The organism is Isoptericola sp. NPDC056618, from assembly GCF_042792715.1.
Lineage (GTDB): Bacteria > Actinomycetota > Actinomycetes > Actinomycetales > Cellulomonadaceae > Isoptericola > Isoptericola nanjingensis.
In genome coordinates this window covers 40,772-54,824 of record NZ_JBHTVZ010000024.1, presented here as the reverse complement: position 1 = coordinate 54,824, position 14,053 = coordinate 40,772, and the positions used below count along the sequence as shown (strand labels likewise).

Below are 14,053 nucleotides of genomic sequence, written 5' to 3'. Positions count from 1 at the left end.
GCTCGTGGCACCGTTCCGACGCGGAACGGGGCCACGAGCCCACCCACGACGACGCTGGACCGATCGACCAGGTCGGGGATGATGAGCGCATGACGGACACGCCGGAGACGGACCTGCCCGAGTCGGCCCTGCCGGGCGCGGAGCTGCCGGACCTCCCGCCGCGCCTCGCGCTGGCCTGGGGCGTGGCCGAGCGGCCGGAGCGCGTGCCCCGCCGCGAGCTGAGCATCGAGCGCATCGTCGAGGCCGCCGTCGAGATCGCGGACGCCGAGGGCCTCGCCGGCGTCTCCATGGCGCGCGTCGCCAAGAGCCTCGGCTTCACCACGATGTCGCTGTACCGGTACGTCACCAGCAAGGACGACCTGCTGCTGCTCATGCAGGAGGTGGTGCTCGACCTCGAGTTCCCGCCGCCGCACGACCCGGCGGACTGGCGGTCCGAGCTGCGCGAGTGGGCCCTGTTCACGTTCGAGCTGTTCCGCCGCCACTCGTGGGTGCTCGACGTCCCGGTCACGGGCGCCCCGGTCACGCCCGCCAGCCTGCGTGCCCTCGACGCGGGGCTGCGCGCCCTGCGCTCCACCCCGCTCGACGACGGGGAGAAGATCGCGACGATCCTGCTGCTCAACGGCTACACGCGGAACGCGGCGCTGCTCGACCGCGACCTGGCGCAGGCGAACACCGCGGGCACCGACACGGCGGCGTCCGTGGGCCCGGAGCTCGCGGACACGCTGCGCGCTCTCGTCGACGAGGTCCGGTTCCCGTACCTGCGCCCCATCGTCGAGCGCGGCACCTACGCCGCGTACGGGACGAGCACCTTCGACGACGAGGAGGACGTCGGGTGGGGGCTCGAGCGCACGCTCGACGGCGTCGCGGCCTACGTCGCCGCGCGCGAGGCGGCCGGCGCGTCCGCCGCGGAGACGTCGCCCGGCACCGTCCCGCAGGAGGAGGGCGTGGCCGAGGCGCTCGCCGTCGCGCAGCGCTACGCCTCCGACCCCAAGGTCAAGAAGGCGGCGGGCAGGCGCAAGGACGTCGAGCGCCGGCTCCGCGAGGAGCAGAAGAAGGTGCGCGATCGGGAGAAGGCGCTGCGCGAGGCCCGCAAGGCGGAGGCGGAGGCCGTGCGGGCGGCGCAGGAGAAGGCCGACCGCGGCTGATCTCCGCGCGGTCGATCCATCGCGGGGAACGACCCCTTCCGGCGACGGATCGCCCGTCCGACGGGGCGGGCGGGGCGGCGGCGGCGTGGACGCGTCGGCACCCCGCGGGCTCCGATGGCAGAATCGGCGCGTGCCAGCCCAGACCCGGAACGCCCCGACCCCGGACGGCGGCGCGGACGTCGCGCCCACCCGTGACGAGGCGGAGAGCGCGGCCAGGCGCGCGGCCGACGAGGCCCGCGCGGCCGTCGTCTCCGCGCTGCGGACGGTGATCGCGGGCGACGTCGACTCCTCCTCCCGGCGGCGCGCGGAGTACTCCACCGACGCCTCGAACTACCGCGTCGTGCCCGACGTCGTCGCCTTCCCGCGCAGCTCGCGCGACGTGGTCCGCGGCCTGGAGGTGCTGCGCGAGCTGAAGATCCCGGTGACGGCGCGCGGCGCCGGCACGTCGGTGGCCGGCAACGCGGTCGGCACGGGCGCGGTGCTCGACTTCTCCCGGCACCTGAACCAGGTGGTCTCCGTCGACCCGGAGGCGGGGACGGCCGTCGTCGAGCCCGGCACCGTGATGTCGACCCTGCAGCGCGCGGGCGCCGCCCACGGCCTGCGCTTCGGCCCGGACCCGTCCACGCAGAACCGCGCGACGCTCGGCGGGATGATCGGCAACAACGCGTGCGGCCCGCACGCCGTGGCCTACGGCCGTACCGCCGACAACGTGGTGGAGCTCGACGTCGTCGACGGGCGCGGCCGGCGCTTCACCGCGGGCCGCGGCGACGCGACGTTCGCCGCCGTGCCGGGCCTGGCGGAGCTCGTGCGGGAGAACCTCGCGCTGATCCGCACCCAGTTCGGCCGGTTCGGGCGCCAGGTGTCCGGGTACTCGCTGGAGCACCTGCTGCCGGAGAACGGCTCCGACCTCGCCAAGGCGCTGGTGGGCACCGAGGGCACGCTGGTCACGGTGCTGGGCGCCACGCTGCGGATGGTGCCCGTGCCGACCGCGCCGACGCTCGTCGTGCTCGGCTACCCGGACATGCCCGCGGCGGCCGACGACGTCCCGCACCTGCTCGGCCACAAGCCGCTCGCGATCGAGGGCCTCGACGCGCGCCTGGTCGACGTCGTGCGCAAGGCCAAGGGCGAGGCGTCCGTGCCGGCCCTGCCCGAGGGCGCGGGCTGGCTGATGATCGAGGTCGGGGGCGCGAGCCAGGACGAGGCGAGCGCGCGGGCCGAGGCGATCGTGACGTCGTCGTCCGCCCTGTCGTCGCTGGTGCTGCCCGCCGGGCCGGACGCCACCAAGATGTGGCAGATCCGCGCCGACGGCGCGGGGCTGGCGGGCCGCACGCCCGCGGGGGAGCAGGCGTGGCCGGGCTGGGAGGACTCCGCGGTCCCGCCCGAGCGCCTGGGCGCGTACCTGCGCGACCTCGAGGACCTCATGGCGCGCTACGGCGTCGACGGCCTGCCCTACGGGCACTTCGGCGACGGCTGCGTGCACCTGCGCATCGACATCCCGATGGAGACGTCGGGCTCCGTGCTGCGCACGTTCATGACCGACGCCGCGCGGCTGGTGGCGTACCACGGCGGCTCGCTGTCGGGGGAGCACGGCGACGGCCGCGCCCGCTCCGAGCTGCTGCCGCTGATGTACACGCCCGAGGCGATCCGGCTCATGGAGCGGTTCAAGGCGCTGTTCGACCCGGACGACCTGCTCAACCCGGGCGTCGTCGTGCGTCCGGCGGCCGTCGACGCCGACCTGCGCCGCCCCGCGGCGAAGGCCGTGCTCTCGACGCTGCCGGTGGGGGAGCGGGGGATGGCGGGCTCGGGCCCGCTGCACGGCATCGCGAAGAAGGCCGGCCACACCGGGTTCTCGTTCGCGCACGACCACCACGACCTCACGACCGCCGTGCACCGCTGCGTCGGCGTGGGCAAGTGCCGCGCCGACAACCATGCCTCCGGCGGGTTCATGTGCCCCAGCTACCAGGCGACGAAGGACGAGAAGGACGTCACCCGCGGGCGGGCGCGCGTGCTGCAGGAGGCCGTCAACGGCACCCTCGTGGGCGGCCTCACGGCGCCCGAGGTGCGTGAGTCGCTCGACCTCTGCCTGAGCTGCAAGGCGTGCTCGTCCGACTGCCCGGCGGGCGTCGACATGGCCCAGTACAAGTCCGAGGTGCTGCACCGTACGTACAAGGGGAAGCTGCGCCCCGTGGACCACTACGCCCTCGGCTGGCTGCCCCGCTGGGCGCGCCTGGCCGGCGGGATGCCGCGGTTCGTCAACAAGGTGCTGGGCGTGCCGTGGATCGCCAAGGCGGTGCTGTGGGCGGGCGGCATGGACACGCGGCGGCAGGTGCCGCAGTTCGCGGAGATCCCGTTCCGCACCTGGTGGAAGCGCGGCTGGGCATCGCACGGCGTGCCCGGCCTGGGGGCCGGCCAGACGCCGCACGACCGCCCCACGGGAGCGCGCCCGAAGGTCGTGCTCTGGGCGGACTCGTTCAGCGACGCCCTCGCGCCGTCCGTCCCGCAGGCCGCGGTGAAGGTGCTCACCGCGGCGGGGTACGACGTCGTCGTGCCCGACCAGCAGGCGTGCTGCGGGCTCACCTGGATCTCGACCGGCCAGCTCGACGGCGCCCGGCGCAGGCTGTCGCAGCTGCTGTCCGTCCTCGGGCCGTACGCCGTCAACGGCATCCCGATCCTCGGTCTGGAGCCGTCGTGCACCGCGGTGCTGCGCTCGGACCTGCTGGACCTCTTCCCCGACGACCCGCGCGCCCAGGCCGTCGCGGACGCGACCCGCACCCTGGCGGAGCTGCTCACGTCGCCGGAGACCTCGCCGGCGGCCGGGTCGGGCTGGGAGATGCCCGACCTGTCCGACCTCACCGCCGTGGTGCAGCCGCACTGCCACCAGCACTCCGTGATGGGCTTCGACGCCGACGAGGCGCTGCTGCGCGCCGCGGGCGCCGACATCAAGGTCCTGGCCGGCTGCTGCGGCCTCGCCGGCAACTTCGGCATGCAGAAGGGCCACTACGACGTGTCCGTCGCCGTGGCGGAGAACGCGCTGCTGCCGGCGCTGCGCGAGGCCGCGCCGGGCACCGAGTACGTGGCCGACGGCTTCTCCTGCCGCACCCAGGCCGTGCAGCTCGAGGGCACCCAGGGCAAGGCGCTCGTGGAGGTCATCGCCGAGCGCCTCTGACCCGCGGCCCCGGCCTGCCCACGACGATCAGGGGCGGCGGACGAGGGCGAGGACGCCGGAGCGCGCGGGCTCGGGGAGCTCCGGGACGAGGACGACGAGCGACTCGAGCAGCAGCCGCTCGAGCTCGCCGCGCGGGATGCCGCTGCCGCCCAGCCAGGCGGCGGTGACGTTCTCGACCAGCGCCACCCACCCGCCGGCCAGGAGCTGCAGCCGGTTGCTGGGCGTGAAGCCGATGACGCCGGCCGTCGTCGTCATGCGCGCCACGAGCGCGGTCCGCACGCGCTGCAGGGCGTCCTCGGTGGCGTCGTCGCCCGCGAGAGCACCGCGCCAGATGTCCTCCCAGACGCGCCGGTGCGAGGTGACCGAGCCCAGGAACAGCGACATCGCGTGCGCCGGGCGGTCGGCGAGGGGACGATCGTCGGGTGCCAGCAGCGTCTGCTCCAGGTCGGACACCGCCTCGAGGGCGACCGTGCGGCGCAGCGCCGTCGTGGATCCGAAGTAGTGGAAGACGAGCGCCTTCGACGCCCCCGCGCGGGCGGCCGCCGTCGCCGGCGTCAGCGCGTCCAGCCCCGCGGCCTCCGCCTCGGCGACGGCCGCCTCGAGGAGCTGGCGACGCCGGTCCGACGGCTCGTGGCGCGTGCGGGGGCGCGGGGTGGCGGAGGGCATGGGCACAGTTGTACGGCGTTATTGACCGCCAGTCAACACCGGTCGTAGAGTTGTTGATCGCAAGTCAACAGTGTGTCGGGGGACGGGGAGCAGGGTGCAGATCACGCTGAGCGGGGTGCGGGTCGAGGGGCGTCGCGACCCGATGCTGGAGGCCACGGACCTCGCCTGGTCGACGGGGGAGTGCCTGCTCGTCGCGGGCGAGCCGGGGCACGGCCACACCGCCCTCGCCCTCGTCGCGACCGGGCGGTTCGTCCCGTCGTCCGGCACGGTGCACCTCGACGGCGCCGTCGTGCCGTCGCCCGCGCTGCGCGCGCGCACCGCCGTCGTCGACGTGCCCGGCATCAGCGAGCCCGACGACGCCCTGTCCCTCGCCGACGTCGTCGCCGAGGGCCTGGCCCTCGCCGGGCGCCGGTCGCTGCCGCGCGACGTGGCGCGGTGGCTCGAGGAGCGCGCCCTCACCGAGGACCGCGGGCGTCGGGTGGACCAGCTGCCGGGCGTCGTGCGCACCGCCGTCCTCGCGGCGCTGGCGGCCGAGAACCCGGACGTCCGGTTCGTCGTGCTGACCCTGCCCGACCGGCACGGCGGCGAGCCGTCCGGCTGGTGGGAGACGGCGCGCACGCTCGCCGCGTCCGGGCTCGGCGTGCTCGTGCAGTGCACGCGGTCGTCCGCCCGCGACCTGGGCGTCGACCTGCCGCCCGCGCGCGGCGCCACCCTGCACGAGCCGCCGCAGGTCGTGCGGCGCGAGACCCCCGGCGCGCCCGTGGAGGAGCCCGGCGCGACCGCCGTCCTCCCCGCCGCCGGGCCGGTCGCCGAGCCGGTCGCCGAGCCCGAGCCGCAGGCCGAGGCCGCCGCCGAGGGCGGCCCCGCCGTCGAGCCCGAGGTCGAGGACGAGCTGGAGCTGTCCCCCGACCCCGACGCCCGCGCGGAGGAGGAGCTCGACGACCCGCTCGACGCCGCGGCCCCCGACGACACCCCGATCGACGACTCCCCGATCGACGACACCCCGATCCACGACAGCATGGCCGCGACACCGGCCGACGACCCGCAGGAGGAGGCCCGATGACCGCGGTCCGGCTCGCTCTCTCGGAGCTCAGGCGGCTCGCCGCCGGGCGCCTGCCGAAGCTCGCCATCCTCGCGATGGCGCTCATCCCCACGCTGTACGCGGGGCTGTACCTGTTCGCCAACCACGACCCGTACGGGCAGCTCGAGCAGGTCCCGGCCGCCGTCGTCGTGCAGGACGAGGGCACCACGACCAAGGACGCCGAGACCGGCGAGACGACCGAGCGCGACTTCGGTCGCGACGTGGCGGACCAGCTGCTCGACGACGGTGGGTTCGGCTGGGTCGAGACGTCCCAGGCGGACGCCGAGGCGGGGGTCCGCTCCGGCCGGTACGACGCGGCCCTGATCATCGGGCCGACGTTCTCCTCCGACCTCGCGTCGGCCGGGGAGTTCGAGCCGCAGCAGGCCAGCCTCACGCTCATCACGAACGACGCGAACAACTACCTCGCGGGCACCATCTCGGACACGATCGTGGGCAAGGTGCGCGACTCGATCGCGGAGGAGGTCGGCACGGAGGCGGCCGACACGTTCCTGCGCGGCTTCGCGTCCATCCACACCAACCTCGCGGACGCGGTGGACGGCGCGAAGCAGCTGCTCACGGGCGCCACGTCGCTCGACGACGGCCTCGCGGACGCGGACGACGGCGCGCACACGCTCGCCGACGGCGCGGCGCAGGCAGCGGCCGGCGCCGCCACCCTGGACGGCAAGGTCGGCACGCTGGCGTCTGCCGTCGGGCAGCTCGACGACGGCGCGGGACAGCTCGCGACCGGCCTCGGGACACTGCAGGACAGGACGGCCGACCTGCCGGCCCAGACCCAGAAGCTCGCCGACGGCGCCGCCCAGGTGGCCGACGGCAACGCCCAGGTGGCGCAGTACGGGCAGGAGGCCGCCGAGGCGGCCGGGCAGGTGCTGCCGACCCTCGACGGCGCGCGCTCCGACGCGGCGGACGCCCTCGACCAGGGGCGCGCGGACCTCGACCAGCAGCTCGCCGACCTGTGCGCGCAGGTGCCGGACGACGCCGCCGACCTCGCCGCGCAGTGCGCCGACCTGCGCACGCAGGCGCTCGACCGCCTCGACGCCACGCGCGCCGACGTCGACGGCGCCCTCGACGCGCAGCGGAAGGACGTGCGGTCGGCCGTGACGACGGTCGAGGGCGCGTCCGAGAAGCTCGACCAGCTCGCGGACGGCTCCCGGCGGGTGGCCGACGGCGCCGCCACCCTGGCGGGCGCGACGCCGCAGCTCACCGCCGGCATCGCGTCGGCGGCGGACGGCGCCGACCGGCTCGCCGACGGCACGGGCCAGCTCGCCGCCGCCACGCCCGCGCTCGTCGACGGCGTGCACCGGCTCGCGGACGGCACCGGCCAGGTGTCCGACGGGGCCGCGGAGCTGGCCTCGGGCACGACGAGGCTCGCGGACGGCTCCGGGGAGCTGAAGAGCGGGATCGCCGAGCTGCGCGACGGGCTCGCCGAGGGCCTGGGCCAGATCCCCGACCTGGACGACCAGACGCGCGAGGACACGGCGTCGACGATCGGCAACCCGCTGGAGGTGCGCAACGACGCCCTGTCGTCGGCAGGCACGTACGGCGCGGGCCTCGCGCCGTTCTTCCTGTCGCTGGCCACGTGGATCGGCGCGTACGTGCTGTTCCTGCTGGTGCGGCCGCTGTCCACCCGGGCGCTCGCGGCGGGCCGGTCGGGGCTCGCGACGGCGCTGGGCGGCTGGGCCACCCCGGCCGCGATCGGCGTCGTGCAGGTGGCGGCGATGTTCGCCGTGACGAAGTTCGCGCTGGACATCCAACCGTCCTACGGGCTGTTCACGGCGCTGTTCCTCGTGCTGGTGTCGGGCACGTTCGTGGCGGTCCTCCAGGCGCTCAACGTCTGGCTGGGCGCGGCCGGCCAGTTCCTGGGGCTGGTGCTGATGCTGGTGCAGCTGGTCACCGCGGGCGGCACGTTCCCCTGGCAGACGATCCCGCAGCCGCTCAAGGCGATGCACCAGTTCATGCCGATGACCTACGCCGTCGAGGGCCTGCGCCAGCTGCTCTACGGCGGCAACCTCGCCACCGTCACGCGCGACGTCACCGTGCTGCTCGGCGTCCTCGTCGTCGCGCTGGCCCTGACGACCCTCGCCGCCCGCAAGCAGCGCGTGTGGACCGTGACCAAGCTGCAGCCCGAGCTCGTCCTGTAGCGCTCGTCCTGATCCTGCCGAACAGGCGGTTGACACCGTGATCGCGACCCCGAGCACGCGATGACGGTGTCAACCGCCTGTTCGGCAAGGGGCAGGATGGGTCCGTGGAGTTCCAGGACGTGGTGCGCAGACGGCGGATGGTGCGGCGGTTCACGGACGAGCCCGTGCCGCCCGAGACGGTGGACCGGCTGGTGCGCAACGCCGTGCGCGCACCCAGCGCGGGGTTCTCGCAGGGGTGGTCGTTCCTCGTCCTGACGGAGCCGGCGGACCGCGAGCGGTTCTGGACGGCCGCGACCCCGGCGGACTCCGAGCGCGACATGTCGACGTGGCTCGCGGGCATGCGCACCGCCCCGGTGCTCGTCGTCGCGCTGTGCTCGAAGGACGCCTACCTCGGCCGCTACGCCGAGGCGGACAAGGGCTGGACCGACCGCGACGAGGCGCGCTGGCCGGTGCCGTACTGGCACGTCGACGCCGGGATGGCGTCGCTGCTCATGCTGCAGACGGCGGTCGACGAGGGCCTCGGCGCGTGCTTCTTCGGCGTCGGCGCGGGCGAGATGCCGGCGTTCCGGGAGGCGTTCGGCATCCCCGACGGGTGGGTCCAGACCGGGGTGGTCGCCGTCGGGCACCCCGCCGACGGCGGGGCCAAGGGCTCCTCGACGCGCCGCCGTCGCAAGCCGCTGGAGGACGTCGTGCACCGGGGGCGGTGGTGACGCCCGTCAGCCGCCCACGGAGCGCACCGCCGCGGCGAGCGCCGTGACGGCCTCGTCGACCCGCGCGTCGGCGAGGTTGCCGTACCCGACGACGAGCGCCTCGGCGCCGGGGGCCGCGGCCGAGACGCGGTAGCGGCGCAGGTCGGTGACGCCGACGTCGCGCGCGGCGGCGGCGCGGACGACCGCGGCGGCGGGCACGCCGTCGGGCAGCCCGAGCACGACGTGCAGACCGGCCGCGAGGCCGCTCACGGCCAGGCCGGGCAGCGCCGTGTCGAGCGCGGCGAGCAGGGCCGCCCGGCGGCGGCGGAACCGGCCGCGCGCGGCCCGCAGGTGGCGTTCGTAGCCGCCGTCCGTGAGGAACCGGGCGAGCGCGAGCTGGTCGAGGGTCGACGGCGCGGGACCGCCCGCGTCGGCGCCCAGCCGCTCCCGCCAGCGCGGCGGCAGCACCAGCCAGCCGAGCCCGAACGCGGGGGAGACCGTCTTGCTGAGCGACCCGAGGAGGGCGACCCGACCCGGGTCGTGACCCTGCAGCGCGGCGACGGGTCGGCGGTCGTAGCGGAACTCGGCGTCGTAGTCGTCCTCGACGACCAGGCCGTCGACGGCGCGCGCCCACGACACGAGCGCGTCGCGCCGCTCCGGCGCGAGGGCCACGCCGGTGGGGAACTGGTGCGCCGGCGCGACCAGCGCGGCGCGGGCGCCGGTGCGCGCGGCGGCCGCGATGAGCGCGGCCACGTCCACCCCGCGGCCGTCGACGGGCACCGGCACGGGGACCAGGCCGGCGTCGCGTGCGACGTCGCGCAGCCGCCCCCAGCTCGGGTCCTCGACCAGGACGGCGCGGTGCCCGGCCGAGCGCAGCGCGCGGGCGAGGCGGGTCATGCCGTCGGTGGCGCCGTGCGTCACCAGGACGTCGTCGGGCCCGGTGCAGGTGGAGCGGGCACGCGCCAGGTACTCGACGACGGCGGCGCGGGCCGCCGGGTGGCCGGCGGGGTGCGGGGCTCCGAGGTCGGCGTCGGGGGTGTCGGCGAGGGCGTCGCGCAGCGCCCGCAGCCAGGCCGCCCGGGGCACGTGCCGCAGGTCGGGGACGCCGGGCGCGAGGTCGAGTCGCGCGCGGCGCGCGGGGGCGGCGGACGGCACCGGGTGCCCCGTCGGGTGCTTCGGCGTGGCGTGCGCGGCCGCGCCGGCCGCGATCCGCGTGCCGGACCCGACGCGGGCCTCGCAGAACCCCTCCGCGACGAGCTGGCCGTAGACCTCCGTCACGACCCACCGCGACACCCCGAGCGTGTCCGCGAGGGCGCGCGACGGTGGCAGCGCCGCCCCGCCAGGCACCCGGCCCGCGTGCACGGCGTCCCGCACGGCGCGCTCGAGGCGCGCGACGAGCGGGGCGTCGTCGTCCCCGAGGTCGAGCACGGTGTCCCATGCCAGCACCGGATTGGTCTGGGTTGCTGCCATGGAATTGGACGGTACACCCGGGCCGATCGGTTCGTAGGTTCGTGGGTGTCGGCCGGCGGGAGGTCCGCCGGCCCGCACGACCCGCACCCCTGACAGGAGCACCCATGCGCTACCGCACCATCGGCGACGGCACGACGTCCTTCGACGTCAGCACGCTCTGCCTCGGCACCATGTGGTTCGGCACCCGGACCGACGAGGAGACGTCGTTCGCGATCCTCGACCGTTTCGTCGAAGCCGGCGGCACGTTCCTCGACACCGCCAACAACTACAACGGCTGGGGCGGCGGCCACGGCCGCGACAGCGAGGACGTCCTCGGCCGCTGGCTGGCCGACCGGGGGAACCGCGACGAGCTGCGGATCGCCACCAAGGTGGGCGCCGCCAAGAAGGACCCGAACCTGCCGCTGCAGCACGTGCCGCCGACCAACTACCAAGGCCTCGGCGCCGAGACGATCGCGTGGGAGGCGCGCGAGAGCCTGCGGCACCTCGGCGTCGACCACCTCGACGCCTACTACGGCCACGTCGACGACTACGACACCCCGCTCGCCGAGACCGTCGGCGCGTTCGGCAAGCTCCAGGCCGAGGGCCTCGTCGGGATCACCGGCATCTCCAACGTCGCGCTGCACCGCGTCGTCGAGGCGCGCGAGGAGGCCCGACGCCAGGGCGTCGCCCCCTACGGCCTGGTGCAGCAGCAGCTCACCTACCCCTACCCGCGGCCCGACGTCGGGCGGCACAACTGGGCGTCGTACGAGCTGCTCGACTACGCCCGTGCGTCGTCCGAGGCGGGCAGCCCGCTCGCCGTCGTCGCCTACTCCCCGCTCATGCAGGGGGCGCTGGTGCGCGACGACAAGCCGCTGTGGGACGGCTTCGACCACCCGACGACGCACGAGCGGCTGCGCGTGCTGCGCGAGGTCGCGGACGAGATCGGCGCCACGCCGAACCAGGTCGTGCTCGCCTGGCTGCTGGGCGGCCCGGTGCCGGTGGTCCCGATCGTCGGGGCCGGCAGCCTGGCGCAGCTCGAGGAGATCCTCGGCGCCGCCGAGCTCGACCTCGACGACGACGTGCGCGCCCGCCTCGACGCGGTGTGACCGCCCCCCGGGGTGGACGAGGCCTGCGCGGTCACTCCAGCCACTCGGTGACGAACCGGTCGTTGGCGTGCACGTGCAGGGCCTCGTACACCTCGGGGCCGATCACGGTGAACTTGTGCGGCGTCCCGGCGGGGGCGACGAGGATCTGGCCGCCCACGGCGACCACCTCGTCGTCGCCCACCCGGAACAGCGCCCGCCCCGAACGGAGGATGAACGTCTCCGTGTAGGGGTGGCGGTGCAGGCGGGGGCCGACGCCGTCGCGGTCGAACCGCTCGAACATCACCGACACGGTGGACCCGTGCAGGTAACCCTCGAAGTCCGTGCCCGGCAGCGTGGCCTGCTCGATCAGCTCGATTCTCGGCTCGGTGCTCATGCCGGATGGACCGGGCCCGGGCGCGGAACTGAGCGGTGTCAGGGGAGCGGCAGGTCGAGCCCGTGCCGCAGCCGGTCGCGGACGGCGCGGGGCAGCTCGCCCCAGTCGTCGATCGTGTCGAGGTCGACGGCGGTGCCCGGGCGGCGCACCACGACCGGCCGCAGCCCCGCGCGCTCGGCCTCGGCGACGTGCGCCGTCCGCGACGCCTCGCCGAAACGGAACCGGAACGGTGCCGCCGCGGGCAGCACCAGCAGGTTGGTCCCCGCCAGGTGCCGGTCGGTGGCGACGACGACGGCGTCACCACGCCGTGCGCCGTCGGGAGCCGGCGCGCCCGCGGCGAGCAGGGCCGTGACGTCGTCGGTCGTGAGCAGCGGCAGGTCGGCGTGCGCGACGAGCAGCCGCTCCGCGCCCCGCTCGAGCGCCGCCTCCCGCCCGACGTCGAGCGCCGCGTTCAGCCCAGGCCGGTCCGGCGGCTGCGGCACCACCTCGACGCTCGGCGCGGCAGTTTCCGCTCGACGCGGCAGCTCGAGCTGCCGCGTCGGGATCGAACTGCCGCCATGACGGAGCGGGGCGAGGGTCTGGCCGACGAACGGCGCGTCGGCGGTGACGACGAGCACGCGGTCGACCCCGTCCGCCGCCAGCAGGACGGCGACGACGTGCCGGGCCAGCGCCGCGACGAGCCGGCGTCGCGCGGCCGGGTCGAGCGAGGACGCCAGCCGCGACTTGCCCGAGACGCCGTCGCGCAGCGGCACCAGCGCGACCGTGCGGACGGGGCCGGCGCCGTCCGGTGCGCTCATCCGAGGGCGAGCAGGTCGCGGGCGAGGCGCTCGCGGCCGGCGGCCCCGCCCATGATCGTGTCGGTGACGAGCACCTCGACGCCGAGGTCGCGGACAGGGTCGGCGAGGTCGGCGTCGGCGTCGTCCACGACCATGACGTCGACCAGGTCCGCGTACAGCCGGGCCACCCCCAGCGCGGACACCTCGTGCCCCAGCGACTCGAGGATCTGCGCCGCCGGGCCCTTGATCGCCTGCCCGCCGACGATCGGGCTCACGGCCACGCGCCGTGCGGGCGAGGCCAGGACGGCGTCGCGGACCCCGGGCACGGCCAGCACCGGCTCCACCGACAGGAACGGGTTGGACGGCGCGACGACGAGCAGGTCGGCGCGCGCGATCGCGTCGAGCACCCCGGGCGCGGGCCGGGCTGCGGCGACGCCGTCGAGCTCGATCCCCAGCACCGCGTCGGCATGCTGCCGGCGCACGAAGTACTCCTGGAACGCGACCCGGCCCGACGGCGTGTCGACGAGCGTGCGCAGCCGGTCGTCGGTCACCGGCAGCAGGCGGGCGCGCACCCCCAACGACGCCGCGAGGCGCGCCGTCACCGCGTGCAGCGGCTGCCCCTCGCGCAGCGCGGCGGTGCGCACGACGTGCGTCGCGAGGTCCCGGTCGCCCAGCGTGAACCACGTGTCCTCGCCGAGCCGGGCGAGCTGGTCGAGGGTCGTGTACGTCTCGTCGGTCAGCCCCCACCCGCGGGTCTCGTCGTTCAGCCCGGCGAGCGTGTACATGACCGTGTCGAGGTCGGGGGAGACGAGCAGGCCGTGCCGCTCGGTGTCGTCGCCGACGTTCACGACGACGGTGAGGCCGCCGTCCGGCGTCGGTGCGCCGTCGTCGGGCAGGGCGAGGGCGAGGCCGTGCGCCAGGCGGGCGCCGCCGACCCCGCCGGCGAGAAGGGTGACGCGTGTGCTCACCCGACGAGCCTACGGTCCTCGCCGCCCACCCGGAGGCGCCGGACGGGCGGTCGACACGGTGATCGCGACGACGCGGCCGCGATCACGGTGTCAACCGCCCGTCCGGCACGCAGAATGAGCGCATGGCCGTCTTCGCTTTCTCCGTCGCCCCGCTCGGCGCGGGCGAGTCCGTGGCGGACTCCGTCGCCGCCGCCGTCCGCATCGTCCGCGAGTCCGGGCTCCCCACCAGGACCACCGCCATGTTCACCGAGATCGAGGGGGACTGGGACGAGGTGATGCCGGTGATCCAGCGCGCCACGGAGGCCGTCGGCGCGGGCGGGCACCGCGTGTCGCTGGTGCTCAAGGCGGACATCCGCCCGGGGTACACGGGACAGCTGGACGCGAAGGTCGCGCGCGTCGAGGAGCGGCTCGCCGACGACGGCGGCACCGGGCACGCGTAGCCCCGGCGGCACCTCGCCGCACCTCGCCGGACCTC

12 protein-coding genes are annotated in these 14,053 nt (G+C 75.8%); 7 read left to right on the top strand and 5 right to left on the bottom strand.

Going from position 1 to position 14,053, the window contains the following annotated elements; genetic code table 11:
- Positions 1-89: 89 nt before the first annotated feature.
- Together ACFQ8T_RS20205 and ACFQ8T_RS20200 are read left to right on the top strand one after the other, a co-directional pair.
- Positions 90-1,145, top strand: coding sequence for a TetR/AcrR family transcriptional regulator C-terminal domain-containing protein (locus ACFQ8T_RS20205; RefSeq protein WP_430548259.1), 1,056 nt, complete (start codon positions 90-92; stop codon positions 1,143-1,145).
- A gap of 130 nt (positions 1,146-1,275) precedes the next feature.
- On the top strand, positions 1,276-4,311 hold the full coding sequence (locus ACFQ8T_RS20200) for an FAD-binding and (Fe-S)-binding domain-containing protein (protein ID WP_430548258.1): 3,036 nt from the start codon (positions 1,276-1,278) through the stop codon (positions 4,309-4,311).
- 27 nt (positions 4,312-4,338) lie between these two features.
- On the opposite strand, the gene ACFQ8T_RS20195 is transcribed toward ACFQ8T_RS20200, so the two are convergent.
- On the bottom strand, positions 4,339-4,977 hold the full coding sequence (locus tag ACFQ8T_RS20195) for a TetR family transcriptional regulator (RefSeq protein ID WP_430548257.1): 639 nt from the start codon (positions 4,975-4,977) through the stop codon (positions 4,339-4,341).
- 94 nt (positions 4,978-5,071) lie between these two features.
- Here ACFQ8T_RS20195 and ACFQ8T_RS20190 point away from each other — a divergent pair, with 94 nt between their 5' ends.
- The 3 genes from ACFQ8T_RS20190 (at position 5,072) to ACFQ8T_RS20180 (ending at position 8,927) form a co-directional block, all read left to right on the top strand.
- A complete protein-coding gene (locus ACFQ8T_RS20190; RefSeq protein ID WP_430548256.1) occupies positions 5,072-6,040 on the top strand; it encodes a hypothetical protein in 969 nt (322 codons plus the stop codon).
- Positions 6,037-8,217 (top strand): YhgE/Pip family protein, encoded by a 2,181-nt coding sequence (locus ACFQ8T_RS20185; protein WP_430548255.1) that lies wholly within the window; start codon positions 6,037-6,039, stop codon positions 8,215-8,217. The genes ACFQ8T_RS20190 and ACFQ8T_RS20185 overlap by 4 nt, the downstream gene beginning before the upstream one ends.
- Positions 8,218-8,321: 104 nt before the next feature.
- Complete coding sequence (locus tag ACFQ8T_RS20180; protein ID WP_430548254.1) at positions 8,322-8,927, top strand: nitroreductase family protein; 606 nt, start codon at positions 8,322-8,324, stop codon at positions 8,925-8,927.
- Positions 8,928-8,933: 6 nt separating this feature from the next.
- Here the strand turns inward: ACFQ8T_RS20180 and ACFQ8T_RS20175 are convergent, their stop codons facing one another.
- Positions 8,934-10,376, bottom strand: coding sequence for a PLP-dependent aminotransferase family protein (locus ACFQ8T_RS20175; RefSeq protein ID WP_430548253.1), 1,443 nt, complete (start codon positions 10,374-10,376; stop codon positions 8,934-8,936).
- Positions 10,377-10,480: 104 nt separating this feature from the next.
- Here ACFQ8T_RS20175 and ACFQ8T_RS20170 point away from each other — a divergent pair, with 104 nt between their 5' ends.
- A complete protein-coding gene (locus ACFQ8T_RS20170; RefSeq protein ID WP_430548252.1) occupies positions 10,481-11,461 on the top strand; it encodes an aldo/keto reductase in 981 nt (326 codons plus the stop codon).
- Between the two features lie 31 nt (positions 11,462-11,492).
- Here ACFQ8T_RS20170 and ACFQ8T_RS20165 read toward each other — a convergent pair whose 3' ends face one another.
- From ACFQ8T_RS20165 to cofD, 3 genes are read right to left on the bottom strand one after another with little or no spacing between them, the layout of a single operon-like run.
- Positions 11,493-11,834 (bottom strand): cupin domain-containing protein, encoded by a 342-nt coding sequence (locus ACFQ8T_RS20165; protein WP_430548251.1) that lies wholly within the window; start codon positions 11,832-11,834, stop codon positions 11,493-11,495.
- 38 nt (positions 11,835-11,872) lie between these two features.
- Positions 11,873-12,631, bottom strand: coding sequence for a 2-phospho-L-lactate guanylyltransferase (cofC, locus tag ACFQ8T_RS20160; protein WP_430548250.1), 759 nt, complete (start codon positions 12,629-12,631; stop codon positions 11,873-11,875).
- Complete coding sequence (cofD, locus tag ACFQ8T_RS20155) at positions 12,628-13,578, bottom strand: 2-phospho-L-lactate transferase (protein WP_430548249.1); 951 nt, start codon at positions 13,576-13,578, stop codon at positions 12,628-12,630. The genes cofC and cofD overlap by 4 nt, the downstream gene beginning before the upstream one ends.
- A gap of 122 nt (positions 13,579-13,700) precedes the next feature.
- Here cofD and ACFQ8T_RS20150 point away from each other — a divergent pair, with 122 nt between their 5' ends.
- Positions 13,701-14,018 carry an MTH1187 family thiamine-binding protein gene (locus ACFQ8T_RS20150; RefSeq protein ID WP_429733876.1) on the top strand — a complete coding sequence of 106 codons (318 nt, stop codon included), beginning with the start codon at positions 13,701-13,703 and terminating at the stop codon, positions 14,016-14,018.
- The last annotated feature ends 35 nt before the right edge of the window (positions 14,019-14,053 follow it).

Coding starts and splice junctions, on each gene's coding strand:
- ACFQ8T_RS20205 (WP_430548259.1), top strand. CDS start 90: ATGACGGACACGCCGGAGACGGACCTGCCCGAGTCGGCCCTGCCGGGC.
- ACFQ8T_RS20195 (WP_430548257.1), bottom strand. CDS start 4,977: ATGCCCTCCGCCACCCCGCGCCCCCGCACGCGCCACGAGCCGTCGGAC.
- ACFQ8T_RS20185 (WP_430548255.1), top strand. CDS start 6,037: ATGACCGCGGTCCGGCTCGCTCTCTCGGAGCTCAGGCGGCTCGCCGCC.
- ACFQ8T_RS20175 (WP_430548253.1), bottom strand. CDS start 10,376: ATGGCAGCAACCCAGACCAATCCGGTGCTGGCATGGGACACCGTGCTC.
- ACFQ8T_RS20170 (WP_430548252.1), top strand. CDS start 10,481: ATGCGCTACCGCACCATCGGCGACGGCACGACGTCCTTCGACGTCAGC.
- ACFQ8T_RS20165 (WP_430548251.1), bottom strand. CDS start 11,834: ATGAGCACCGAGCCGAGAATCGAGCTGATCGAGCAGGCCACGCTGCCG.
- cofC (WP_430548250.1), bottom strand. CDS start 12,631: ATGAGCGCACCGGACGGCGCCGGCCCCGTCCGCACGGTCGCGCTGGTG.
- ACFQ8T_RS20150 (WP_429733876.1), top strand. CDS start 13,701: ATGGCCGTCTTCGCTTTCTCCGTCGCCCCGCTCGGCGCGGGCGAGTCC.